General features: G+C 60.0%; 16 protein-coding genes and 1 pseudogene. 3 read left to right on the top strand and 14 right to left on the bottom strand.

What is annotated here, in order from left to right; translation table 11 throughout:
- Positions 1–129: 129 nt before the first annotated feature.
- From glgB to ACF0H7_RS18285, 3 genes are read right to left on the bottom strand one after another with little or no spacing between them, the layout of a single operon-like run.
- Positions 130–2,367 (bottom strand): 1,4-alpha-glucan branching protein GlgB, encoded by a 2,238-nt coding sequence (gene glgB, locus ACF0H7_RS18275; RefSeq protein ID WP_397448303.1) that lies wholly within the window; start codon positions 2,365–2,367, stop codon positions 130–132.
- On the bottom strand, positions 2,364–5,690 hold the full coding sequence (gene treS, locus ACF0H7_RS18280; RefSeq protein WP_397448304.1) for a maltose alpha-D-glucosyltransferase: 3,327 nt from the start codon (positions 5,688–5,690) through the stop codon (positions 2,364–2,366). The genes glgB and treS overlap by 4 nt, the downstream gene beginning before the upstream one ends.
- Before the next feature lie 15 nt (positions 5,691–5,705).
- The gene (locus ACF0H7_RS18285) at positions 5,706–7,736 is read right to left on the bottom strand and encodes an alpha-1,4-glucan--maltose-1-phosphate maltosyltransferase (RefSeq protein WP_397448305.1); all 2,031 of its coding nucleotides are present in this window, start codon (positions 7,734–7,736) and stop codon (positions 5,706–5,708) included.
- Positions 7,737–8,023: 287 nt separating this feature from the next.
- Here ACF0H7_RS18285 and ACF0H7_RS18290 point away from each other — a divergent pair, with 287 nt between their 5' ends.
- Positions 8,024–8,200, top strand: coding sequence for a hypothetical protein (locus ACF0H7_RS18290; protein ID WP_397448306.1), 177 nt, complete (start codon positions 8,024–8,026; stop codon positions 8,198–8,200).
- A 124-nt stretch (positions 8,201–8,324) separates the two neighbouring features.
- Here ACF0H7_RS18290 and ACF0H7_RS18295 read toward each other — a convergent pair whose 3' ends face one another.
- Positions 8,325–8,690: a hypothetical protein gene (locus tag ACF0H7_RS18295; RefSeq protein ID WP_397448307.1), complete on the bottom strand. Its 366-nt coding sequence runs from the start codon at positions 8,688–8,690 to the stop codon at positions 8,325–8,327.
- Positions 8,691–8,910: 220 nt separating this feature from the next.
- Here ACF0H7_RS18295 and ccoG point away from each other — a divergent pair, with 220 nt between their 5' ends.
- Both ccoG and mapR read left to right on the top strand, forming a co-directional pair.
- Positions 8,911–10,323, top strand: a complete 1,413-nt coding sequence (ccoG, locus tag ACF0H7_RS18300; protein ID WP_397448308.1) for a cytochrome c oxidase accessory protein CcoG — start codon at positions 8,911–8,913, stop codon at positions 10,321–10,323.
- A gap of 54 nt (positions 10,324–10,377) precedes the next feature.
- The gene (gene mapR, locus ACF0H7_RS18305; RefSeq protein WP_397448309.1) at positions 10,378–11,787 is read left to right on the top strand and encodes a GntR family transcriptional regulator MpaR; all 1,410 of its coding nucleotides are present in this window, start codon (positions 10,378–10,380) and stop codon (positions 11,785–11,787) included.
- Between the two features lies 1 nt (position 11,788).
- On the opposite strand, the gene ACF0H7_RS18310 is transcribed toward mapR, so the two are convergent.
- The 10 genes and pseudogenes from ACF0H7_RS18310 to ACF0H7_RS18355 all read right to left on the bottom strand — a co-directional run bounded on the left by ACF0H7_RS18310 (position 11,789) and on the right by ACF0H7_RS18355 (position 26,226).
- Complete coding sequence (locus ACF0H7_RS18310; protein ID WP_397448310.1) at positions 11,789–12,535, bottom strand: SDR family oxidoreductase; 747 nt, start codon at positions 12,533–12,535, stop codon at positions 11,789–11,791.
- A 70-nt stretch (positions 12,536–12,605) separates the two neighbouring features.
- Positions 12,606–12,965, bottom strand: coding sequence for a type II toxin-antitoxin system HigA family antitoxin (locus ACF0H7_RS18315; protein WP_397448311.1), 360 nt, complete (start codon positions 12,963–12,965; stop codon positions 12,606–12,608).
- Positions 12,965–13,267: pseudogene (locus ACF0H7_RS18320) on the bottom strand (type II toxin-antitoxin system HigB family toxin). The gene ACF0H7_RS18315 and the pseudogene ACF0H7_RS18320 overlap by 1 nt, the downstream one beginning before the upstream one ends.
- A gap of 72 nt (positions 13,268–13,339) precedes the next feature.
- Entirely contained in the window at positions 13,340–15,436 is a 2,097-nt protein-coding gene (locus ACF0H7_RS18325) for a putative bifunctional diguanylate cyclase/phosphodiesterase (protein WP_397448312.1), read from the bottom strand.
- A gap of 125 nt (positions 15,437–15,561) precedes the next feature.
- Positions 15,562–17,031 (bottom strand): efflux transporter outer membrane subunit, encoded by a 1,470-nt coding sequence (locus ACF0H7_RS18330; RefSeq protein WP_397448313.1) that lies wholly within the window; start codon positions 17,029–17,031, stop codon positions 15,562–15,564.
- Positions 17,028–20,135 carry an efflux RND transporter permease subunit gene (locus tag ACF0H7_RS18335; RefSeq protein WP_397448314.1) on the bottom strand — a complete coding sequence of 1,036 codons (3,108 nt, stop codon included), beginning with the start codon at positions 20,133–20,135 and terminating at the stop codon, positions 17,028–17,030. Before ACF0H7_RS18335 ends, ACF0H7_RS18330 begins: the two co-directional genes overlap by 4 nt.
- Positions 20,132–23,236: an MdtB/MuxB family multidrug efflux RND transporter permease subunit gene (locus ACF0H7_RS18340; protein ID WP_397448315.1), complete on the bottom strand. Its 3,105-nt coding sequence runs from the start codon at positions 23,234–23,236 to the stop codon at positions 20,132–20,134. Before ACF0H7_RS18340 ends, ACF0H7_RS18335 begins: the two co-directional genes overlap by 4 nt.
- Positions 23,233–24,576: an MdtA/MuxA family multidrug efflux RND transporter periplasmic adaptor subunit gene (locus ACF0H7_RS18345; protein ID WP_397448316.1), complete on the bottom strand. Its 1,344-nt coding sequence runs from the start codon at positions 24,574–24,576 to the stop codon at positions 23,233–23,235. The genes ACF0H7_RS18340 and ACF0H7_RS18345 overlap by 4 nt, the downstream gene beginning before the upstream one ends.
- Positions 24,577–24,737: 161 nt before the next feature.
- Entirely contained in the window at positions 24,738–25,238 is a 501-nt protein-coding gene (gene tpx / locus ACF0H7_RS18350) for a thiol peroxidase (RefSeq protein ID WP_397448317.1), read from the bottom strand.
- Between the two features lie 64 nt (positions 25,239–25,302).
- On the bottom strand, positions 25,303–26,226 hold the full coding sequence (locus tag ACF0H7_RS18355) for a LysR family transcriptional regulator (RefSeq protein ID WP_397448318.1): 924 nt from the start codon (positions 26,224–26,226) through the stop codon (positions 25,303–25,305).
- Between the last annotated feature and the right edge of the window lie 109 nt (positions 26,227–26,335).

Here is a 26,335-nt window from a genome sequence, read left to right on the forward strand (position 1 = left end):
TTATCGCAGCCTGCGGCAGCTCCTACAAAATTGAGGGCGAACCGTAGATTTTTTTGTCCAACCACAAATCACTGTGGGAGCCAACTTGCTGGCGAAGTCCTTTGTCAGCCAACAAGAAAGCTGAAGGGATTACTTCTCCGGCTCAGGCTTGAGAATCAACAGCGCCAACGGCGGCAATACCAGCGACACCGAAGCCGGCATGCCGTGGCTCTTGATCGCTTCGGCGTTGACTTCCCCGCCGTTGCCCAGATTGGAACCGGCATACATTGCCGCATCGCTATTCAACAATTCAGTCCACTGCCCGGGAAACGGCACGCCGATGCGGTAGGCCTCACGCGGCACGGGTGTCAGGTTGGCCACGATCAGCAACGGCTCGCCTTCCTTGCTCCAGCGCAGGTAGGCAAACACGCTGTTGGCTGCATCATCGCCAATCACCCACTGGAAGCCTTGCGGCACGCAATCCTGCTCGTGCAGCGCCGGTTCTTCGCGGTAGATCCGGTTCAGGTCGCTGACCAGCTTCTTCACGCCGATGTGCTCGGCGTATTGCAGCAGGTACCAGTCCAGCTGCTCGTCGTGGTTCCACTCGCGCCACTGGCCGAACTCACAGCCCATGAACAGCAACTTCTTGCCAGGATGGGTCCACATGAACGACAGGTAAGCCCGCAAGTTGGCAAACTTCTGCCAGCGGTCGCCGGGCATTTTGTCGATCAGCGAATGCTTGCCGTGCACCACTTCATCGTGGGAGATCGGCAAGATGAAGCGTTCGGACCAGGCATAGACCAGGCCGAAGCTCAGCTCGTTGTGGTGATGGGCACGATGAATCGGGTCTTGCTCGATATAGTGCAAGGTGTCGTGCATCCAACCCATGTTCCACTTGAAGTTGAAGCCGAGCCCGCCTTGCTGTGTGCCTTGGGTTACGCCTGGCCAGGCCGTGGACTCTTCGGCAATGATCATTGCCCCCGGCGACTCCAGATTGACCACGTCACTCAGGTGACGCAAAAAGTCGATGGCCTCAAGGTTCTCGCGTCCACCGTGACGGTTGGGCACCCACTCCCCGGCCTTGCGCGAATAATCGCGATACAACATCGAGGCCACCGCATCCACCCGCAGGCCGTCGACGTGGAAATGCTTGAGCCAGTGCAGCGCCGACGCCAGCATGAAGCCGTGTACTTCAGTTCGGCCGAGGTTATAGATCAGGGTGTCCCAATCCTGGTGAAAGCCTTCCTGCGGGTTGCCGTATTCGTAAAGCGCGGTGCCGTCGAATTGCGCCAGACCATGGGTGTCTGTCGGGAAATGCGCCGGCACCCAATCGAGAATCACGCCAATTTCAGCCTGGTGGCAGGCGTTGATGAAGGCCGCAAAATCTTCCGGCGAGCCATAGCGCGCGGTGGGCGCGAATTGGGACAACGGCTGATAGCCCCACGAACCACCGAACGGGTGCTCCATGATCGGCATCAACTCGATATGGGTGAAGCCCGTTTCCTTGATATACGGAATCAGCCGTTCCGCCAGTTCGTGCCAGGTGCACTGGCGAGGTGGAACGTCAGGATCGTCGCTGACCACGTACTGCCAGGAGCCAGCGTGCAGTTCATAAATCGACAGCGGTGCGGTCATCGCATGCCGGCCGCCGCGATGGGTCATCCAGTCGCCGTCCTGCCAGTCGAACTGCAAAGGTTTGGCCACCACCGACGCAGTTTCCGGCGGCATCTGCGTGGCCAGCGCCACCGGGTCGGCCTTGAGCGGCAAGATGCCGTCCTTGCCGAGAATTTCATATTTGTAGGCTTCGCCGGGCGTCAGGCGCGGCACGAACACTTCCCACACGCCGGACGGATAACGCGCGCGCATCGGGTGCCGACGGCCATCCCAGTTGTTGAAACCACCGACCACCGACACCCGCCGCGCATTGGGTGCCCACACCGCAAAACGCACGCCGTCGATGCCGTCGACGTTGACCAGCTGTGCGCCCAACGCGCTGCTCAGGTCTCGATGGTTACCTTCGGCAAACAGGTATAAATCCATCTCGCCCAGCAACTGGCCAAAACTGTAAGGGTCTTCGGTGATTTGCTCGCCACCCGCCCAACTGACTTTGAGCAAATAGGGCTGCTCGGTGGAAAAATGCCCGGCGAAAAAGCCCGGCACATCACTCATCTCCAGCGTGCCGAGTTCCTGTTCGTCTTCGCGCGACAACACCTTAACGCTCAGCGCGTCAGGCAGGTAAGCGCGAATGATCTGGCCGCCGGCACCATCGCCGTGAGGGCCCAACATCGAGAACGGGTCGTGGTGTTCTGCGCGGATCAACGCGTCCATATCAGCCGCACCGGGCAGCAATCCTGTGTCGCCCCTGCCGTATTCCTTGGGTGCATTCATTTTGTTTCTCCGTCAGATAAAGTCAGCAGTCCACGCAAGCCTTGCAAAGGTACGGCCAACCAGTTGGGGCGGTTCCTTGCTTCGTAGACTACTTCATAAGCGGTTTTTTCCAAGGTGAATAATTCGAGTGCGGCACTTTCACCTGCATCGTCTTTCCAGGCATGGGCCAAGTCCTTGGCCGCAGTGCGATAGCCGTTGATAAAGGCCTCGCGGGCCTGAGTCAGATACGTCTCTGCCACCTGATGCCGCGCGTTCACCGCCTCCACGGAAACGTCCACGCTCTGGGCATTGCGCACTGCCATGGCCGCCGCATAGTCAAAAGAGCGCAGCACGCCGCTGACGTCCTTGAACGGACTGTGCTTGGCCCGTCGCTCGATCAATGGCCGTGCCGGTTCGCCTTCAAAGTCGATCAAATAGGCATCGCCCTTGACCACCAGCACCTGACCCAAGTGTAGATCGCCATGCACCCGCAGACGCAGGCCGCCCACCGAGCGTTTCGCCAGCGCCTGAATGTGTGCCATCACCTGCTTACGCTGTTTCAGCAGCTCACTGACCAACTGCTGATCAACAGGCTCCAGGCTGGCCTTGTTCTGTTCCAGCAACTCCAGCGCCTGCTCCATTTGCGCCACGACGCTTTTGGCGGAGTGTTGACTGTCCGTGACCGTGGTGTGCTCCACAGCGAACTCCAGGTTGTCGGTCGGCGCTGCCAGTATTTGGTGCATCTCGCCCAGCCGCTGCCCCAACAGCGCCGAAAAATCCGACAGCTCGAGCAAGGCGTTGAAGTGCTGATCGATGTCCGAACGACCGTGGGACAGTTCGTCTCGCACCGCGCGTTCCAGGTTGTTCTGTGTCCACTCCCAGGCGTCGCCCTGATTGCTCAGGTAGCCTTGGGCGATCATCAACAGACTCGGTTCGCCGGCGGTGTCGACCCGTACCACCGAGCCGAGCAAGGGCGAGATGTACTTGAAGCCGGCCGCGGTCAGGTAGGCGCCCATTTCCAGTTCCGGGTGAATGCCGGCGCTGACCCGGCGAATCATTTTCAGCACCAGACTGCCACCGACCACCACCGAACTGTTGGATTGCTCGGCTGACAGGTAACGCACATTAGAGTCGTTGTTCAGGCCCAGCGGGAGAATCTCCGGCGTGTGCTCGAAACGCACCTCGCCTTCGCTGCACGGCAAAAGGGTGTCGGCGAGCATCCCTTGCACCACCGCACGGATAAAGGTTTCCAGGGTAAAGGCGTCCGTGATCAGCCCGACCTGATGCGCGCGGCGCACCCGAGCCAGGGCCAATTGCTGCGGTAAGGCACTGCTCATGTCACCTTCGGCCAGTATGCCGAACGGCAATTGATAACGGCCCTGATGCTCACCGGCCTTGACCTCGATTTCAGTCAGCAGCACCGGATGTTGTGCATCACCGAAGCGAACAGCGTAGGCGATTTTGACCTCATCGATGGCCTGGTCCTTACCGGCGAACCAACGCCGCTTCGGCAGGTACACCGCCAACGAGGTGTCTTCCATGGTGCTGCGCAGCGGCTCGTCCAGCAGCTCCTCGAGACGTTTTTTCAGGACCATTGTCGGAAAGTCCGGCATGCTTTGCGCCGGCTCGACGTGCCAGCTCGGCATCTGGTTTTCCGCCGCCAGCAGGAACCAATAAAAGCCATAAGGCGGCAACGTTAGCAAATACGTCAACTGACCGATGGGCGGAAACGCGCTGCCGCCGAGCATTTCCACCGGCACCATGCCGACATACGCCGACAGCTCCAGCTCCGCCGCTTGTGCCGCGCTGGAGACGTTGGCCACGCACAAGATGATCTCTGTCTTGCCGTCTGCGCCGCTGTATTCACGGGTGTAGGCCAGGATCCGCCGATTGCTCGGCGAAAGCATTTTCAAGGTGCCGCGCCCGAAGGCTTTTTGCTGCCTGCGCACGCCCAACATTCGCCGCGTCCAGTTCAGCAATGAATGCGGGTCGTTGTGTTGGGTTTCGACGTTGACCGACAGGTAGCCGTACAACGGGTCCATGATCGGCGGCAGCACCAGGCTCGCCGGATCTGCCCGCGAGAAACCACCGTTGCGGTCGATGGACCACTGCATTGGCGTGCGCACGCCATCGCGATCACCGAGATAAATGTTGTCGCCCATGCCGATTTCATCGCCGTAATACAGGGTCGGCGTGCCCGGCATCGACAGCAGCATGCTGTTCAATAATTCGACGCGGCGCCGATCCCGCTGCAGCAACGGCGCCAGGCGGCGACGGATGCCCAGATTGATTCTGGCGCGGCGATCGGCGGCGTAATAATTCCACAGGTAATCGCGCTCACGGTCGGTGACCATTTCCAGGGTCAGTTCATCGTGGTTGCGCAGGAAAATCGCCCACTGGCAATTCGCCGGAATTTCCGGGGTCTGGCGCAGGATATCGGTAATCGGGAAACGGTCTTCCTGCGCCACGGCCATGTACATCCGCGGCATCAGCGGGAAGTGGAACGCCATATGGCATTCATCGCCGTCCTGGCCCTTGGTGTCGCCGAAATACAGCTGCGTGTCTTCCGGCCACTGATTGGCCTCGGCCAGCAACATGCGATCCGGGTAATGAGCATCGATCTCGGCGCGAATCTTCTTCAAGACCTGGTGAGTCTCGGCGAGGTTTTCGTTATTGGTGCCGTCGCGCTCGATCAGGTAGGGAATAGCATCCAGCCGCAGGCCGTCGATACCCATGTCCAGCCAATAACGCATGACTTCAAGCACCGCCTCCAGCACGGCCGGGTTATCGAAATTCAGGTCTGGCTGGTGCGAGTAAAAACGGTGCCAGAAGTACTGACCGGCCACCGGGTCCCAGGTCCAGTTGGACTTCTCGGTGTCGAGAAAAATGATCCGGGTGCCGTCGTATTTTTGGTCACTGTCGGACCACACATAGAAGTCCCGCGCCTTGGAACCGCGCTTGGAGGTGCGGGCTTTCTGGAACCAGGGGTGCTGGTCGGAGGTGTGGTTGATGACCAACTCAGTGATCACCCGCAGGCCACGAGCATGCGCTTCGGCGATGAATTTTTTCGCGTCGGCCATCGTCCCGTAGTCGCTGTGCACGCCACGATAATCGGCGATGTCATAGCCATCATCACGACGCGGCGAGGGGTAGAACGGCAGCAGCCAGATGGTGTTGACGCCCAGCTCGGCAATGTAATCCAGCTTGGTGATCAAGCCGGTAAAATCACCGATCCCATCGTTATTTGAATCAAAAAAAGACTTAACGTGAACCTGATAGATGACCGCGTCCTTGTACCAGAGCGGGTCTTCAATAAAGGCTGCTTGCTTGGGTTTCTTCGCCATCGTCATACAATCCTTTTAATTCGAGGCCTGGATACGCCAAATGCCAAAGGGTTGATGCCAAGGTTCGATGCGCATCCACTGCTGCTTGCCATACCAGGTCCAACGATGGCCGGTCATCAGGTCTTCACCCGACGTCGCGGCGTCGTCCGGCAGGCCCATTTCCCACAGCGGCAGTTCGAAATGCGCTTCCTGAGCGTTAAACGGGTCGAGGCTGACCGCGACCAAAATAAAGTTGCTGCCATCGGCACTGCGTTTGCCGAAGTACAGGATGTTGTCGTTCCACGCCGTGTAAATGCTCAGGCCAAGGTGAGTCTGCAACGCCGGGTTCTGCCGACGAATGCGGTTCAGTTGAGCGATCTCGGCGATGATATTGCCCGGCGCGCTGTAGTCTCGCGGACGAATCTCGTACTTCTCTGAATCCAGGTACTCTTCCTTGCCCGGAATCGGTGCCGCTTCGCATAACTCGAAACCGGAATACATGCCCCACAAGCCCGAGCCCATGGTCGCCAGCACTGCGCGGATCAGAAACCCGGCGCGTCCCGATTCGTGCAGAAAGAACGGGTTGATGTCCGGCGTATTGACGAAAAAATTCGGCCGGTAGCAATCGCGCCACGGTGGCTGATTCAGCTGTGAAAAGTATTCCGCCAGCTCGGCCTTGGTGTTGCGCCAGGTGAAGTAGGTGTAGCTCTGCGAATAACCGACCTTGCCCAAACGCGCCATCATCGCCGGTTTGGTAAAGGCCTCGGCGAGGAACATCACATCGGGGTGCTGACTGCGGATATCGGCAATCATCCATTGCCAGAACGGCAGCGGCTTGGTGTGTGGGTTGTCGACGCGGAAGATTTTCACCCCCTCGTGCACCCAGCCCAGCACCACGTCGCGCAACTCCAGCCACAAGCTGGGAATCGCATCGCCGGCGTAGAAGTCGACGTTGACGATGTCCTGATACTTCTTCGGCGGGTTTTCCGCATAACGGATCGTGCCGTCCGGGCGCCAGGAGAACCAGCCCGGATGTTCCTTGAGCCATGGGTGGTCTTGCGAGCACTGGATGGCAAAGTCCAGGGCGATTTCCAGCCCGTGAATCGCCGCCGCTTTCACCAGATTGCGGAACTCCTCACGCGAGCCCAACTGCGGGTGAATCGCGTCATGGCCGCCTTCAGCGCTGCCGATGGCATACGGGCTGCCCGGATCATCGGGGCCGGCTTCCAGCGAGTTGTTAGGCCCTTTGCGGAAGGCACGACCGATGGGGTGAATCGGCGGGAAGTACAGCACGTCGAAGCCCATGTCATGGATCATCGGCAACCGGCCCAACACATCATTGAAGGTGCCGTGGCGGGCAGGGTCGTTAGTGACCGAGCGCGGGAACAACTCATACCAACTGGCGAACTGCGCGCGTTGGCGCTCGACGTCCAAGGGGAAATCGATACTGCGACTCAGGTAGGCGCGATTCTCCGCCCTGGCCATCAGCGCCACGGTTTCAGCGCTGAGCAACAGCGCCACCTGACCTTCGGTATCACGCTGGCCGAATTGCGCCAGCACACTGTTGAGCTGATCTTTGATGGCGCCCTGATGACGCTCCGCCGCCTGCGCCAGGTGAATGCGACCCTCCTCCAACTCCAGGCCGATGGGCACACCCGCTTCATACTTTTTGCGCAGTTCGTAACCATAACTGGCGAACTGATCGATCCAGGCTTCCAGCCGGAACAGATAACGACTGACCGACGCCGGAGTGAACTCGCCGCGCCAACTGTCGTTTACCAACGCCTGCATCGGCACGCTGTGCCAATCCTCTTCATCCACCGCACGCCAGCTAATCACCACCGCGAGCTGGTCATGGCCATCGGCGAACACCTTGCTGGTGACTTCGACCGGCTGGCCAACGATGGCCTTGGCCGCGAACAAGCCACCCTCGATCACCGGCATGGTGTTTTCAATCACGATGCGCGGCAATTGCAGGGCGTGGGTCAGGGTTAAAGGCTGCGTCTGGTGCGGGACATCACTGGCCAGGGAATCCGGGCCGTATGGCTGATCAGCGGTCACATTCATCGAGCTTTACTCCTCACGCCCCTATAAAAGACGCACGTCAGCAAAAATTCCGTGGTGGGACGATTCAATTTGAAAACGGGCGAACCCGGTCCTGCACCGTCCCTCCCCCTCAGGTGCCTAGAGTTTCCGAGCACGGGCCGGTGGGGAAAGTTCAAAAGGATTTGGTTGCGTGAATCAGCTTAGACCGGGGTCGGTCAAACGCCGGAGTCATTTGCCGAGTACCACTGTCCAACGTGGCAGACATCGTAAGAAAGTAACCCGAAGCCGATGGACCTGGAGGTGACGTGATGAACATCCCTATCCCCGCTGAAACGCCTGACCCAATGATCGACGATCCTGCACTGCCCGTGCCAAAGCCGGAGAAAGAACCACCGGACACCATGCCGCCAGTGATCGAGCCACCCAAGGGCGATCCACCCAGCCAGGAGCCGCCCGCGGTGCTGTGTGAGGATTTGTCTGAATAGATGGATTGATGACCACATCACCTGTAGGAGCTGCCGAAGGCTGCGATCGACTGCGAAGCAGTTGCCACGACTTAGAACCCATCGCAGCCTTCGGCAGCTCCTACAGGGACCAATGGGAACTGGCCTAATAACACGTCACCGTGATCGGAAACCACAGCAGGTCATCTAGCGCACGCCTTCTGATCACGATTTTCCCCGGTGTGCTGATGCCATCCATTGCTGCAGTCGTGCGCAGAAAATAGTCGACGATTAACGCTTCCGGTCGCTGCCGACCCAGCACGCAACGAGGCTGCGCCTGGAATACATCGGGTTTGATCACCAACGTCAGCGCCTTGGCTTCGACCTCCAGGTCCAACAGCCAATCCCCCTGTTCTTCCACCACCGCGCCATCGCGCTCGATCACCGCCCTGACATACCGATCCGCCACACCCGTCTCGGCCTGGGCCAGCATCGACGTCAGAAACAGCGTCACTTCAATCAAGTTTTTCATCGGGCACTCCTGTCGGCCAATCCCTTTTTAACGGCCAACACACCGCGTGTACCAGCCCTACCTATTCGAATCCTCTCGTTCGGATAGCCCGCGAAAACCCAGCACTTCACTGGGACAAAAGCGCATCTGATCCGCTTTTTATTGAAAGACCTGAGCCTGTTATGCAAACAGTTGCGCGCCCATAGTGCATTGGCCTGATAGAGGCTGATGAGATCCGACCATGAGCGAACGTATCCCTGTCCAGATCATTGAACCCGTCGCGCCTTTCACAGCCAAGGTGAAGGTCAAGTCCAGCGACAACATGGTGTTTACCCGCAGTTTCACCGGGCTGTTCCGTAACCTGAGGATCAGTGGCGCGGGCGTATTGTTTTTGTTGTTCTTCGGCACGGTGTGGCTGGACTGGGGCGACCGTCAGGCGGTGTTATGGGATTTGGCCGACAGTAAATTCCATGTTTTTGGCGCGACGTTCTGGCCGCAGGATTTCATTCTGCTGTCTGCGATCCTGATCATCTGCGCCTTCGGCCTGTTTGCGATCACCGTGTTTGCCGGTCGCGTGTGGTGCGGTTACACCTGCCCGCAAAGCTCATGGACCTGGATCTTCATGTGGGTCGAGAAAATCACCGAGGGCGAGCGCAATCAGCGGATCAAACTGGACGCCGCGCCCTGGGGCCTGAACAAGCTGGCGCGGCGTTCGGCCAAGCACACCTTGTGGCTGGCCATCAGCCTGATCACCAGCCTGACGTTTGTCGGCTACTTCACGCCGATCCGTCCGCTGGCGGTCGAATTGCTGACCTTGCAAATGGGCGGCGTCAGTCTGTTTTGGGTGCTGTTTTTTGCTGGCGCGACCTACATCAACGCCGGCTGGCTGCGCGAAGCCGTGTGCATGCACATGTGTCCGTATGCACGGTTTCAGAGCGTGATGTTCGACAAGGACACCCTCACCGTCTCCTACGACGCCGCCCGTGGCGAAAACCGTGGCCCGCGCAAACGCGATGTGGCACCGGCTGCCGTGGGCCTGGGCGACTGCATCGATTGCCAGATGTGCGTGCAGGTCTGCCCGACCGGGATCGACATTCGTGATGGCCTGCAGATGGAGTGCATCGGTTGCGCGGCCTGCATCGACGCCTGCGACTCGATCATGGACAAAATGGGCTACGAGCGCGGCCTGGTCGGCTATACCTCGGAACGCCAGCTACAAGGGGGCAAGACCCATCTGCTGCGCCCGCGTCTGATCGGCTACACCGCCGTCTTGGCGGTGATGATCGGCGCACTGGTGCTGGCGTTGGTAGAACGTCCGATGGTGTCGCTGGACGTGAGCAAAGATCGCGGCCTGTTTCGGGAAAACAGCGTGGGCCAGATCGAGAACATCTACAGTCTGAAAATCATCAACAAAACCCAGCAGCGCCAGCGGTATCACCTGGCGCTGGTGGACGGTGCCAGCTTCCAGTTGCAGGGTAAAACCGAGGTCAGCCTCGCCGCCGGGGAAATCATCGACCTGCCAGTTTCCGTGGCCATGCTCGCCGAACACCCGGACAGCAGTTCGCAAAGTATCGCGTTCGAAGTGCTGGACATTGCTCATCCCGAGGTACGCAGTGTGGCGAAAAGTCGTTTCGTCGCCCCACTCAATCGCTGAACCGTTTACCCTGCCCTACACCTTGCCTGCAGCCGAGAGAGTCAGCGAAAACCGATGAAACGTTACGAGAAGTTTGCCGACGATATCGCTGAACTGATCCGCTCCGGGGTGCTCGGCCCCGGCCAGCGCGTGCCGTCGGTGCGTTATGCCAGCCAGACCTACGGCGTCAGCCCGTCCACGGTGTTTCAGGCCTATTACCTGTTGGAGCGCCGAGGGCTGATTCGCGCCCGGCCGCGCTCGGGCTACTTCGTCAACAACAATGCGCAACGGCAGTTTTCCGAACCGGAGATCAGCCGTCAGGTCAACGAGTCGACCGAAGTCGATGTCAGCGCCCTGGTGTTCTCGGTCCTCGACTCGATCAAAGACCCCAACACCGTGCCGTTTGGTTCGGCGTTCCCCAGCCCGGAATTGTTCCCGCTGCAACGCCTCGCGCGCTCGCTGGCCAGCGCCACCCGGGACATGGACCCGCGAATGGTAGTCACCGATTTGTCGCCGGGTAACCCGCAATTGCGGCGGCAGATCGCCCTGCGCTATATGGTCGGCGGCTTGATGTTGCCCATGGAAGAGTTACTCATCACCAACGGCGCTCTGGAAGCACTGAACCTGTGCCTGCAAGCCGTGACCGAGCCCGGTGACCTCGTGGCGATCGAGGCACCGGCGTTCTACGCCAGCTTGCAAGTCCTGGAGCGGCTCAAGCTCAAGGCTATCGAAATACCCGTGCACCCGCGTGACGGCATCGATCTCGAGGTACTGGCGCAGACCCTGGAAAAGCATCCGATCAAGGCCGTCTGGTGCATGACCAACTTTCAGAACCCGATGGGCGCAACCATGCCCGAGGCGAGAAAACGTCAGTTGGTGGAGCTGTTGCGCGAGCACCAGGTGCCGCTGATCGAGGACGACGTCTACGCCGAGTTGTACTACAGCCCGCAAGCGCCGAAACCGGCCAAGGCGTTCGACAGCGAAGGGCTGGTGATGCACTGCGGTTCGTTTGCCAAGAGCCTGGCGCCGGGTTATCGCATCGGCTGGGTCGCGGCCGGCCGCTTTGCGCAGAAGGTAGAGCGACTGAAGCTGATGACATCGCTCTGTGCCTCGATGCCCGCGCAGGCGGCGATTGCCGATTACCTGCAACACGGCGGCTACGATCGCCACCTGCGCCGCTTGCGCTATGCGCTGGAAGAACAGCAAAGCGCCATGCTCAGCGCCATCGCCCGCTACTTCCCGGCGCAGACCCGGGTCAGCCAGCCGGCCGGCGGTTATTTCCTGTGGCTGGAATTGCCCGAGCAGATGGACTCGTTGAAGCTGTTCCAGATGGCCCTGGCTCAAGGCATCAGCATCGCCCCCGGACCGATCTTTTCCCCGACTCAGCGCTTTCGCAACTGCATCCGCCTCAACTACGGCAGCCCGTGGAGCGAGGCTTCAGAAAAGGCCATGGAGACCTTGGGCAAGATTATTCGCTCGTTCTGAATCAACGGCCGCCGCCGAGATCGATGAAAGTCCCGGTGGCATAGCTGGCTTTGTCCGAGAGCAACCAGACGATGGCCTCCGCCACCTCTTCAGCGACACCGCCACGGCCCATGGGAATGCCTGGTTCCAGCTTGTTGACCCGCTGCGGATCGCCGCTCAACACGTGAAAATCGGTAAAGATATAACCCGGGCGAACCGCATTGACCCGAATCCCCTCGCCTGCCACTTCCCGCGCCAGGCCGATGGTGAAGGTGTCCAGGGCGCCCTTGGACGCCGCGTAGTCGACGTATTCGCCCGGAGAACCGAGGCGAGCCGCCACCGACGACACATTGACGATGCTGCCACCCTTGCCACCGTGGCGTGGCGACATGCGCAACAGCGCGTGCTTGGCGCACAACATCGGCCCGACGACATTGGTTTTCATCATCCGCAGCAAACGAATCTCGGACATCTCCTCGAGCCGCGATGCCTGCGCGACGGTCCCGGCGTTGTTGACCAGCGCCGTCACCGGCCCCAGCTCGGCATCAATCCGGGCAAACAGCGCAATCACCTGATCCTCATCGCTGGCATCGGCCTGCACTGCGATCACCTGCGCGCCCAGTTCGCGAATCTGGTCGCAGATCCGCTCCGCCGCTTCATGGTCGGACTGGTAGTTGATGCAAATCCGATAACCCTCACGGGCTGCCAGCAACGCCGTCGCCGCACCAATGCCCCGAGAACTGCCAGTGATAAGAAGGACTTTTTCCATGGATAAACTTCCGACCCGTATCTGAGAAGGTTAGCCTAGCGCAGGGTCGGGGTGGGAGAAAACCCCGGAATCACAGGATATCTGCCAATAGACTTTTGTAGGGAATGTGCAGGCCCTCGTGCAACCGTTTGATCATGCGCAGGCTTAGCGGGCGTTTGTGATTCAATACTTCGGAAACACGTCCACTGGGGCCGATGAAAGGTTCCAGGTCCCGAGGCGTCAGGCCTTGTTGATCCATGCGAAACTTGATCGCTTCAATGGGATCAGACAATGGCATGGGGTAATGCTCGTCTTCGTATTTCTCGATCAGCATTGCGAGAATTTCTAGCTCGTCACCTTCAGGAGATCCCACCTCGGCCCCCCAAATTGCGTCCAGCCGCACCAATGCTTGCGCCAGATCTTCATCATTCCTGATCGGTTTAATGTCCATTAAATGGTCTCCGCGTTAATCAGGTCGTATTGGCTGTGCGTGCCGACGAATCGCACAAAACCTAATTGTCGTTCGTAGTCGATCGCCAGAATCACCCGTTACTTATTTCCGGCGATATTGAACACCACCCTCCCACTTTTCAGGACGCTGGCTGTTCTCAGTTCATGTTTGATTTCTTGAGGAGTACGGTAAACAGACTTTTCCATATGCCTGAACCACTCGCTCAGTGGGGTAGTCGCGTCGGTGTATGCCGGACTGCTTTCCCAGAAAGCGCGCAACGTCCCTTTTGCTATTATCCTCACTGGATCACCTAAATCTCCCAATTTGGGAGATATTAACGCGCATCACGTCACAAGACAAACCCATCCCCCCATTCAGCTGTAACTTTTCTCTTCGCCAACCTGCCGTTCAGCCGCGGTGATATCCGCCATGAAGCGCTCTGCCGGCAACGGATGCCCCAGCAGGAAGCCCTGCAACGAGTTACAGCCGAGCTTGGTCAGGAAGTTCTGCTGGGTGTTGGTTTCGACGCCTTCGGCAACGATGCGTAGACCCAAGGCCTGGCCGAGGGCGACGATGGCGGAGACGATCGCGGCGTCGTCGCTGTCGTGCTCCAGGTCGCGGACGAAGCCGCGGTCGATCTTCAGCTCGTTAGCGGGCAGGCGCTTGAGATACATCAGGCTGGAGTAGCCGGTGCCGAAGTCGTCGATGGACAGGTCGACGCCCATTTCCGAGAGTTGTTGCAGCACGGTCATGCTCGCGTCGGCATCGCTCATGGCCGTGGTTTCGGTGATTTCCAGGGTCAGGCTATTGGCCGGCAGGTTATGTGTTTCCAGGGCCTCTGCCACGCTGCTGACCAGTCCGGCATGACAGAACTGCAATGCCGACAGGTTCACCGCAATGCGCCAATGGGTGTAGCCCTGTTCGTACCAGAGGTGCATCTGCCGGCAGGCTTCATTGAGCACCCAGTCACCGATGGCGATGATCAGCCCGGTTTTTTCCGCCAGGCCGATGAACTTGTCGGGCAGCAACAACCCCTGCTCCGGATGGTGCCAGCGCAGCAAGGCTTCGGCGCCGATTGGCAAGCCGGTGCCCGCGTCGAATTTCGGCTGGTAGAACAGGCAGAACTGATTGTTCTTGAGGGCCAGGCGCAGGTCCTGCAGCAGTTGCAATTGATTGCGCGCGTTGGTGTTCATCGACGCATCGAAGAAGCTGTAGCCATTCTTGCCCGCACCCTTGGCGTGGTACATCGCCGCGTCAGCGTTCATCAATAGCTCGTGCTGGGTCTGACCGTTGCCGGGGTACAAGGCGATGCCGATACTCGCGGAGACTTGCAGTCCGTGGTCGGCAACGGTGAACGGCTGGGCGACCAACGCCACCTGACGTGCCGCCAGCGGGGGGGCATCGTCCAGGCTGTCGAGTTCGACCAATAACACGAACTCATCGCCGCCGATTCTCGCCAGGGTGCTATGACTGTCGAGATCTTCGCGCAGGCGCACCGCCACCTGACGCAGCAACTGATCGCCCATATGATGGCCAAAGGCGTCATTGACCGGCTTGAAGCCATCGAGGTCCATGAACAACAGGGCGAAACAGCCACCTTGCTGGTCGACCTTGCGCATCGCCTGCTCAATTCGATCAGCCAGTAGCACACGATTCGGCAAGCTGGTCAGGGTGTCGTGCAGGGCCAGTTGGGTCAGCTCGCGGTTGGCCACGCTCAAGGAGTTGGACAGCTCGGCGGTGCGCGCTTCCAGGCGCGCGTCGAGAATCGAGGTCAACAAGGCAATGGTCAGCACCGCAAGGCTGGTGACCAGTACCAGTTTATCCAGGCCATCGACCTTCAAACCGTTGCCCGCCGCGCCGCAAAAGCTGCCATCGGCAAAGTTGGCCGCCGCCATGCCGGTGTAGTGCATGCCGACAATCGCCATCCCCATGATCACCGCCGCCCCGGCCCGGACCAACCGCACATAAGGCGTTTGTCGACGCAGACGAAACGCGATCAACAACGCAGCGGCCGAAGCACTCACCGCGATGACCAGCGAACAGATGAGCAGGATCGGGTCGTATTCAATGGCCGGTTGCATCCGCAGCGCGGCCATGCCGCAGTAATGCATGGCGCTGATGCCGGCACCCATGATCAAGGCGCCGAAGACCAATTGCAGGACGGGAAGTTTGGGCTGACTGACCAGCCACAGGGCAAACCCGGAGGACAGCATCGCGATCAACAGCGACAACAAGGTGATCGGTATGTCGTAGCCCAGTTCGATGGGCAGGTGGAACGCCAGCATGCCGATGAAGTGCATGGACCAGATGCCAACACCCATCGCCAGCGCCCCGCCGCCGATCCACACATACACCGCACGCCCGACCGCCGTCGCTATACGCCCGGTCAAATCAAGGGCGGTATACGACGCCAGGATCGCGACGAAAATGGAAATCAGAACCAGTGAAGGGGTGTAACTGCCAATTAGCATACGACGTCTCGTGACCTTGGCGGATCATAAACATTCTTGCCAAGGCAAAAGACGCAGATTGTACCCAAGTTATACAGAATGTCTCAGGGGGATTAACTTAAAACAGCTGTTTTATTTTCTCCCCCTTAGTTCTGTGCATTCAACGCCGTTTGTGCATCCCAGCCACCGCCCATGGCCGCGATCAATTGCACACTGGCCACCAGCCGGCTCTGCAACAAGGTCAGCACGCTTCGTTCGTTGCTCAGCGCCGTGGTCTGGGTGGTGACGACGTCCAGGTAGGCGATCAACCCGGCCTTGTACTGGTTGTTGGTCAAGCGCAGGGACTCACGGGCCGAGTCCAGTGCCTGGGCGCGAACGACCGCTTCGTCTTCGTAGACTTTCAACTGAACCAGAAAGTTTTCCACCTCCTGAAAGCCGTTGAGCACGGTCTGCCGGTATTGCGCGACAGTCTGGTCATACACCGCCTCTGTGCGGTCGACTTCAGCCGAGCGCTGGCCACCGTCGAACAGGGTGGTCGCCAATTGTGGCCCCACTGACCAAAAGCGGTTTGGCAGGCTGATCCAGTTACTGAACGTGGAACTGCTGTAACCGCCGCTCATGCTCAGGGTCAGGTCCGGATAGTACGCGGCTTTGGCCACGCCGATATTGGCGTTGGCGGCCATCACCGAACGCTCTGCCGCCGCGATATCCGGACGTCGCTCCAACAGTTGCGACGGCACTTGCACGGGGATCTGCGGCAACGCAGGAATAGTCGTGGTGGCCGCCAGATTGAAGTCCGCCGGGGCCTTGCCCATCAGCACGGCAATCGCGTTTTCAAACTGTGCACGCTGCCAGATCAAGTCGATCAGGTCGCCCTGCGTGGTTTTCAGTTGAGTCTGTGCCTGGGCCACGGCATCTTTGCCCGAGACCCCGTGTTTGTACTGGTTCTGGGTCATAGTCAACGAGCGCTGATAGGCCTCGACCGTGGCTTCCAGCAAGCGTTTCTGCTCGTCGATCACCCGCAATTGCAGGTAGTTCTGCACCAACAACGATTGCTGGCTCAGGCGAATGTTCGCCAGGTCGGCAAAGCTGGCCTGCGCACTACCTTGGTCGGCTTCCAGCCCACGGCGCAATTTACCCCAGATATCCGCTTCCCAACTGACATTCAATTGCGTGTTCAACGTATCGCGGATCCCGGCGTTGAAGTTGGTCGAACTCGAGCTGCTACTGCCGGTCCCCTGACTGGAGCGAGTTTTACTGGCACTCAGACCCACCGTCGGGAAGAACGCGCCCCGTGCACTGCTGACCAACGCCTGGGCCTGACGATATTGCGCTTCGAACTGGGCGACAGTCTGGTTCGAAGTGTTGAGCGTCTCGACCAACGCATTCAACTGCGGATCGCCATACAGCTCCCACCACGCGCCGCGCGCCAGCGCATCGTTGGGCGCGGCCTGACGCCAGCCGGCGGCTTGCTTGAACTGCGCCGGGGTGGTGACGTCGGGCTTTTTGTAATCGGGACCCACCGCGCAGGCACTGAGCAACACAGCACAAAGCCCCATGCCAAGCCAGCGCGCGGGGCGGCGAAAAACGGGATTGAGGTGCAGGTGATCGGTCATAACGGAGTTTCCAGAGCGGCATCGGTGCGCACGCCACGCCACTTATTGAAGCGGTGACGCAGGCCGTCGAGATAGAGGTAGACCACCGGAGTGGTGTAAAGGGTCAGGATCTGGCTGAAGACCAGGCCGCCAATGATGGTCTGGCCCAACGGATGGCGCATCTCTGCCCCTTCGGCGTTGCTCAGCAACAACGGCAATGCGCCGAGGATCGCTGCGAGGGTGGTCATCAGGATCGGCCGTAGCCGTTGCAGGCAGGCGCTGCGAATCGACTCCAGCGGGCTCATGCCCAACTCACGCTCCAGTTGCAGCGCAAGGTCGATCATCAGAATCGCGTTCTTCTTCACCACGCCGATCAACAGGAACAGACCGAGCAGCGAAATCAGGCTGAATTGCCCGCCCAGCAGGTAGATGGTCAGCAACGCCCCGACCCCGGCAGAGGGCAAGGTGGAGAGAATGGTCAGCGGATGGATGTAGCTCTCATAGAGGATGCCCAGCACCAAATACACCACCACCAGCGCGCCAAGGATCATCAGCGGCTGCGTCTTTTGTGCTGCGGCAAATGCGTCGGCAGTACCGGCCATTTTGGCGATGACGTCAGAAGGCAGACCGACCTTGGCCACCGCGTGTTCCACTGCTGCCGTCGCCTGCTCGAGGGTGTAACCGTCGGCCAGGTCGAATGAGATAGTCTCGGAGGCAAATTGCCCGTCATGGGTCACCCGGTCGTCCTGCAGGCTGCGGTCATAGCGGGCAATGCTCGACAGCGGAATCCGCGCCCCGGTTGAGGTGATGATCTGGACCTGATTCAGCGTCACTGGGTCCTGGGCGTACTTGGGATCCACCTCCATCACCACTTCGTACTGGTTGAGCGGCGCATAAATGGTGGAGATCTGCCGCTGGCTGTAGGCGTTGTTCAACACCGCCGTCACCATGTTCATGTCGACGCCCAGACGTTTGGCCATGTCGCGGTCCACCTGCAGCGTGACCTGCTGCGCGCCCCGCCCTTCACGGCCGTCGATGGCCGTCAATTCCGGCAACGCTTTCAGCGCTTCGAGTACTTTCGGGTACCACAGACGCAACGCGCCCAAGTCGCCGCTTTCCAGAATGTACTGGTACTGCGAAGTGGTCTGTTCGCGACCACCGCCAAACTGCAAATCCTGGTCGGCCATCAAGAACAGCCGGGCGCCGGCGACTTGCGGCATGTTCTTGCGCAGGCGCTCGATGACTTTATCGGCCGCCAGATTGCGCTCGCTGATCGGTTTCAGGCGCACGATGATGGTGGCGTTATTGGTGCCGTTGGAGCCACCGATAAAGCCGGCGACACTGTCCACCGCAGGGTCCGCCAGCACTGCACGGCGGAAGGTTTCCATCTTCGGCTGCATGACCGAGAACGACAGGCCGTCGTCGCCGCGAACGAAACCGAGCAACTGCCCGGTGTCCTGTTGCGGCATGAAGGTTTTCGGCACCACCACGTACAGCGCGATATTGACGCCGATGGTCAGTAGCAGGCTCAACAGGGTCAGGCCGCGATGGCGCAGGATAAAGCCCAGGCTGCGGTCATAGCCGGCGACCATGCGATCGTTGAGCGTGCGGCTCCAACGCTGCAAGGCGCTTTCCTTCGCCGGATCATGAGGCTTGAGCCAACGCGCGCAGAGCATCGGGGTCAAGGTCAGCGAGACCACCAGCGAGACCACGATCGACGCCGCGAGGGTGATGGAAAACTCACGAAACAGGCTGGAAATGATACCGCCCATGAACAGGATCGAGAGGAACACTGCCACCAGCGACACGTTCATCGACAACAGGGTGAAACCCACTTCCTGAGCCCCCAGGTACGCCGCCTTCATCGGTGGCACGCCCTTGTCGATGTGCCGGGAGATGTTCTCCAGCACCACGATGGCGTCGTCCACCACCAGGCCGGTAGCGAGAATCAGCGCCATCAGCGACAGGTTGTTCAGCGAGAAGCCCCAGAGGTACATGACGGCGAAGGTGCCCACCAGCGACACCGGCACCGCCAGGGTCGGAATCAATGACGCACGGAAGTTGCCGAGGAAGAAGAACACCACCAGGATCACCAGCGCCACGGCGATGATCAGGGTCATCTCGGCTTCATGCAGGGTGGCCTTGATCACCGGCGAGCGGTCCATCGCCAGGCTCAGTTTGACGCTGGCCGGCAGCACCGCTTGCAAGGCCGGCAGTTGCGCCTTGATCTGCGCCACGGTCTCGATGATGTTGGCGCCGGCCTGACGGTTGATCACCAACAGCACGGCCTTGTCGTCGTTGAAGAAGCCGGCGTTGTAACGGTCTTCCACGGCGTCGCTGACTTTCGCCACGTGGCTCAGGCGCAGCGCCGCGCCGTTTTGATAGCGAATGATCAGCGGGCCGTAATCCTTGGCTTTCTGCAACTGATCGTTGGCCTGGATCTGCCAGTTGTGCTCGGCATCTTCCAGCGAACCCTTGGGTTTGCGCACGTTGGCGGCGGCAATCGTGGTGCGCACGTCATCCAGCGCCACACCGTATTGCTCGAGCAATTGCGGCTGCAACTCGATCCGCACCGCCGGCAGCGAGCTACCGCCAATCTGCACTTCACCGACGCCGCTCACCTGCGACAGGCTTTGCGCGAGGATGGTCGAGGCCAGGTCGTACAGCTGACCTTTTTCCAGTACGTCCGAGGTCAGCGACAAGACCATCACCGGCGCCTGGGACGGGTTGACCTTCTTGTAGGTCGGCATGCTGCGCATACCGCTGGGCAGCAGGTCCCGCGAGGCGTTGATCGCCGCCTGGACTTCCCGCGCGGCGCCGTTGATGTCGCGATCCAGGTCGAACTGCAGGATGATCCGGGTCGAGCCCTGGCTGGAGCGACTGCTCATGGTGTTGACCCCGGCGATGGTCCCCAGCGAGCGTTCCAGCGGTGTGGCCACACTGGAGGCCATGACCTCAGGGCTGGCGCCCGGCAGGCTGGCCGAGACCACGATCACCGGGAAGTCCATGTTCGGCAGCGGCGACACCGGCAGCAAATTAAAGCTGACCCAGCCCAGCAAAATGATTGCCAGACTCAGCAGCATGGTCGCTACCGGCCGGCGGATGAAGGGTCCGGACAGGTTCATACCTCAGCCTGCTCCAGCGCCGCTGCCGGTTTCGGTCCCCAACGCCGCCCAAGGCGGTCGAAATACAGGTAAATCACCGGGGTGGTGAACAGGGTCAGGACCTGACTGAGCATCAGCCCGCCGACCATCACCAGACCCAGCGGCTGACGCAACTCAGCGCCCGAGCCGGTGGCCAGCATCAATGGCACGGCGCCGAACAACGCCGCCAGAGTGGTCATCAGAATCGGTCGAAAGCGCAGCAGCGCGGCCTCGTAGATCGCGGTTTCCGGGTCGATGCCACGGTTACGCTCGGCGTCCAGGGCGAAGTCGATCATCATGATCGCGTTCTTCTTGACGATGCCGATCAACAGGATGATGCCGATGATCGCGATCATCCCCAGATCATTGCCGCTGAGCAGCAGCGCCAGCAACGCGCCCACCGCCGCCGACGGCAAGGTCGAGAGAATGGTGATCGGGTGGATGTAACTTTCGTACAGCACCCCCAGCACGATGTACATGGTCACCACGGCCGCCAGAATCAGCAGCAAGGTGCTCGACAACGATGCCTCGAATGCCTGGGCCGCGCCCTGGAATTGCGACTGCACGCCGATCGGCATGCCGATGTCTTTCTGCACCTGATTAATGACCTCCACCGCTTTGCCCAGCGCCACCCCCGGCGCCAGGTTGAACGACATCATCACCGCCGGGAACTGGCCGATGTGAGCGATGGCCAATTGCGCATCCCGCTGCTCGACCCGCGCCAGACTCGACAGCTTGACTTGGGTTCCGGCGGTGGTCTTGACGTGGATCTGCTCCAGCGCCTTGGGCCCGAGCTCGCTATTTGCCACCGCTTGCAACACCACGCGGTATTGGCTGGCCTGGGTGTAGATGGTGGAAATCTGCCGCTGGCCGAACGCGTCATACAAGGCGTCTGTGACGTTGGACATGCTCACGCCCAGGCGGCTCGCCGCATCACGGTCGATGTCCAGATAGACTTGCAATCCCTTGTCTTGCAGATCGCTGGCGACGTCGGTCAATTCTGCACGCTGCTTCAGCGCGTCGACCAGCTTGCCGCTCCACAGCGCCAACAGCGCGGCGTCCGGCGAGGACATGCTGAATTGGTACTGGGTGCGGCTGACACGGTCCTCAACGGTGAGGTCCTGCACCGGCTGCAGGAACAGGCGGATGTCCGACAGTTGATCCAGCTGCGGTTGCAGCCGTTGAATGATTTGCGTGGCAGTCAGGTCGCGCTGGTTGTGCGGCTTGAGGTTGATCAGCATGCGCCCGCTGTTGAGCGTGGCATTATCGCCATCGACACCGATGTAGGACGACAGGCTTTCTACCGCCGGATCCTGCAGCACGATTTTGGCCAATGCCTGCTGGCGCGTGCTCATGGCGGCGAAGGACACCGACTGCGGCGCTTCGGAAATACCCTGAATCACCCCGGTGTCCTGCACGGGGAAAAAGCCCTTGGGCACGATCATGTACAGGAATACGGTCAGGCCCAGCGTGGCGATGGCCACCATCAGCGTCAGCGGCTGATGCTTGAGTACCCAGCGCAACCGACGTCCGTATCCGACGATCAACCAGTCGATCCAGGCGCCACTGGCGCGGTAGAAACGGCCTTGCTCTTCCGCCTTGGGTTCACGCTTGAGCAGCCGCGCGCACATCATCGGCGTCAGGGTCAGCGAAACCACCAGAGAAATCAGGATTGCCACCGCCAGGGTGATGGCGAACTCGCGGAACAACCGACCGACGACGTCGGCCATGAACAACAGCGGAATCAGCACCGCGATCAACGAAACGGTCAGCGACACCAGGGTGAAGCCAATCTGCCGAGCGCCCTTGAGCGCGGCCTGCAATGGCGTGTCACCCTCCTCCAAATGGCGGGAGATGTTCTCCAGCATCACGATAGCGTCGTCCACCACGAAGCCGGTGGCGATGGTCATGGCCATCAAGGTCAGGTTATTCACCGAGAAGCCGGCGAGGTACATAACGCCAAAAGTGCCCACCAGCGACAACGGCACGGCCACTGAGGGAATGATGGTGGCGCTGAAGCGACGCAGGAACAGGAACGTCACCAACACCACCAGCACGATGGCGATCAACAGCTCGTGCTGCACATCGGTGACCGAGGCGCGAATGGTCTGGGTACGGTCAGTCAGTACCGCGACGTCCAGCCCGGCCGGCAGGTTATCGGTAATGCTCGGCAACAGGGCCTTGATCCGGTCGACCACCTCAATCACGTTGGCGCCGGGCTGACGCTGGATGTTCAGCAACACCGCCTGATTTTGATTGGCCCAGGCTGCCAGACGCTCATTCTCGGCGCCGTCGACGATCTCGGCCACGTCTTTCAGGCGCAGCGGTGCACCGTTTTTGTACGCCAGAATCAGGTCGGCGTATTCCTGCGGTGACTTCAACTGGTCGTTGGCATCCAGCATCGACACCCGCGTCGGACCGTCGAAGTTGCCTTTGGGCTGGTTGACGTTGGACGCGCCAATCAGCGTGCGCACGTCCGCCAGGTTCAGGCCGTTGGCGGCCAGTGCTTCGGGGTGGACCTTGATCCGCACCGCCTGACGCTGGCCACCGGCAATACTCACCAGCCCGACGCCGCTGATCTGCGAGATCTTCTGCGCCATGCGCGTATCGACCAGATCATTGAGTTTCGGCAGCAGCATGGTTTTCGAGGTGATGGCCAGGGTCAGCACCGGGGTATCCGCCGGGTTGACCTTGTTGTACACCGGCGGCGCAGGCAAATCGGTGGGCAGCAGGTTGGTCGCGCCATTGATCGCGGCCTGCACTTCCTGTTCGGCGACGTCCATGTTCAGGTCGAGGCCGAAGCGCAGGGTGATCACTGACGCGCCACCGGAACTGGTGGAAGCCATTTGCGTCAAGCCCGGCATCTGCCCGAACTGCCGCTCAAGCGGCGCGGTCACCGCACTGGTCATGACTTCCGGACTGGCACCTGGGTACAGCGTCAACACGCGGATGGTCGGGTAATCCACCTGAGGCAAGGCGGAAACCGGCAACAGGGTGTAGGCAATCAGACCGGACAGGACGATGGCCAACATGCTCAGCGTGGTGGCGACCGGACGCAGGATGAACAGCCGAGAGATGTTCATACGCGACCTTTATCCGCCTTGTCGGTCGTGCCCGAACCGTCGGCTTTCTTCGTATGTTTGTCGTGCACGTCTTTGTCTGCCGTGGCCGGCGCGTTCTTGTCGTCGTTGACCACCTCGACCTCACTGCCCTCGCGCAGACGGTCGGTGCCTTCAAGCACCACACGCTCACCCTGGGCCATGCCGCTGGTGATGACCGTGGAGGTTTCGTCGCTGGGCCCGGTCTGCAATTGACGAACCTTGACCTTATCGTCGCCATCCATCACGTAGGCAAACGTGCCATTGGTCCCGAACTGCACCGCTGCCGACGGCACCAGCACCGCACTTTTCAACATGTCGGCACGCAGGTGCACGTTGACGAACTGGTTGGGGAACAGCACTTCGTCCTGATTCTCGAAGCGCGCCTTGAACTTCAAGGTGCCGGTGGTGACGTCGATCTGGTTATCCAGACTGGCCAACACGCCGTTGGTTTGCAGCTTCACATCGCCACGGTCCCAGGCTTCCACGGGCAGCTTGTCGCCACTGTGGAAACGTGTGATGACCGCCGACAGGTCTTTTTCCGGCAGGGTGAACACCACATTGATCGGTTTGGTCTGGGTGATGATCACCAACGCCGTGGTGTCGTTCGCCGCCACCAGGTTGCCAACGTCGAGCTGGCGCAAGCCGACCCGCCCGGCAATCGGCGCGCGGATTTTGGTGAATTCCAGATTGAGTTTGGCGTCGCCGACAGCGCCCATGTTGGTCTTGACCGTGCCGATGTATTGATTGACCAGCGAAGCGGCGGTATCCAGAGTTTGCTTGGCGATACTGTCTTCGGCGTACAGGCTGCGATAACGCTCAAGATCGAGTTGCGCGTTCTTCAGCAACGCCTGATTGGTGAGCAACGTACCTTCGGCCTGGTCCAGCGCCACTTGATAACTGCGCGGATCGATTTCAGCCAGCAAATCACCGGCCTTGACCAATTGCCCTTCCTGGAAGTTGACCTTGACCAACTCACCGGCCACACGGCTGCGCACGTTGATCGTATTGAGCGCCGTCACGGTGCCCAGCGCTTTATAAATAATCGGGAAGTCGCCCACGGTCGCTGGTGCCACACGCACCGGAACCGGCCCGGCCGCGCCGCCGAAGCCCGGTCTTGGCGCTCCGCCACGGGCCAAGCCACCGCTGCCGCCACCCCGGTGCTTACCGGCTTCGGCCACACCCTTTTCACCCGCGCCGCGGTGGAAACCGGTAGACGGCCAGAACTTCCAGCACAGGCCAATGATGACCAACAGGACTAACAGGCTAATCAGCCAGCGACGGGAACTACGGGGACCAGACGATTGCATGAATAAATCAACCATTGTGCGCGTGGGCTTCTTCGGAAGGCTGAACAATAAGCACTGTTAGATGAGAAGCAAAGGGCCTTTACCGGCAATTTACTGAGCGCTTACTTTCGATAAATTCCTGAAGCACAAATGAAAACGGCCCGGACAAGGCCAGGCCGTTATTCTTTTACAAAGTATTACTTTAGAACAGCCAAAGCCGCCTCGTAGTTCGGTTCTTGACCGATCTCGGCAACCAGTTCGCTGTGCAAGACTTTGTCGTTTTCGTCCAGTACCACGACGGCACGGGTGGTCAGGCCAACCATAGGACCGGCTGCAATGGCCACGCCGTAGTTTTCCATGAACTCGCTGCCACGCATGGTGGACAGGTTTTTCACGTTTTCCAGACCTTCGGCGCCACAGAAGCGGGCCTGGGCGAACGGCAGGTCAGCGGAAATGCACAGCACGACGGCGTTGTTCAGCTTGTCGGCCTGCGCGTTGAACTTGCGCACGGAGGTGGCGCAGGTCGGTGTGTCGACGCTAGGGAAAATGTTCAGCACTTTGCGTTTGCCGGCGAAGGTCGCCAGGGTCACGTCGGACAGGTCACCACCGACCAGTTTGAAAGCCGGTGCAGCGCTGCCGACTTTCGGCAGTTCACCGTTGATTTGCACGGGTTCGCCTCTGCGAGTCACTGTAGCCATGAGCTGAGTCCTTTTTGATGTGTTTTTGGAAGAGGCAGAGTTAACCATGAAAGTCCGTAGGGACCTATGGGCTGGGCCTTATTTTGTCTAACAGAATATTCCGGTTACACAATTCCACCAACCAGTCGACAAACACCCTGACGCGCCGCGACATCTGCCGGTGCGGCGGGTACAGTGCCATCAGGGCCATGGGCGGCGGGCGAAATTCGCTCAGCACTTCCACCAGTTTGCCACTGCGCAGTTGTTCGACGACGTGGTAATACGGGGTCTGCACCAGACCATACCCGGCTTCACAGGCGGCGAGGTAACCGTCGGCACTGTTGATGGACAGTGATCTGGGCAACTCCATTTCTATGACCTCATCGCCGCGCTGAAATTCCAGGCCGTAACGCTTGCCTGAGCTGGCGGACACGTATTCGATGACCCGATGCGCCTCCAGTTCCTCCAGGGTGTTCGGCGTACCGTAGCGCTGCAAGTACTCACGGCTGGCGCACGTTAATTGCGGCATCTTTAACAATGGCCGGGCAACCAGTGATTCATCCAGTGACGGCCACAGTCGCACCACGCAATCGACGCCCTCGCGAATCAACTGCACCGAGCGGTCACTCATGCCGATTTCCAACTCGATGTGCGGGTAACGCGCGCTGAACTCGGGCAAGGCCGGGATCACGATCACCCGGCCGAAACCCACCGGAATATCAATCCGCAACACACCTCGCGGCTCGACCCGCGCCGAGGAAAACACCGCTTCGGTATCGTCCAGATCCGCCAGCAGACTGACGCAGCGCTGGTAATAGGCCTGACCGTCGGGGGTTGGCGTGACTTGGCGGGTGGTGCGTTGCAGCAACTGCACACCCAGGTGGGCTTCCAGTTGCTTGATCAGAATCGTCGCCGATGCCCTCGGTAAATGCAGGCTGTCGGCGGCTTTGGCGAAGCCGCCCAGTTCGACGATACGGGTGAACACGCGCATGGCGTTGAATCGGTCCATTGGTGCTGACCTGACAAAGGATTGAACGATGACTATTTAGAATTTCTAAACAGTGAAAGCACTTTTAGCCGGTTTATCCCGCGACTGTCGAGCGCAACAATGGGTCCCT

It is taken from the genome of Pseudomonas sp. NA-150 (genome assembly GCF_044336365.1).
Classification (GTDB): Bacteria; Pseudomonadota; Gammaproteobacteria; order Pseudomonadales; family Pseudomonadaceae; genus Aquipseudomonas.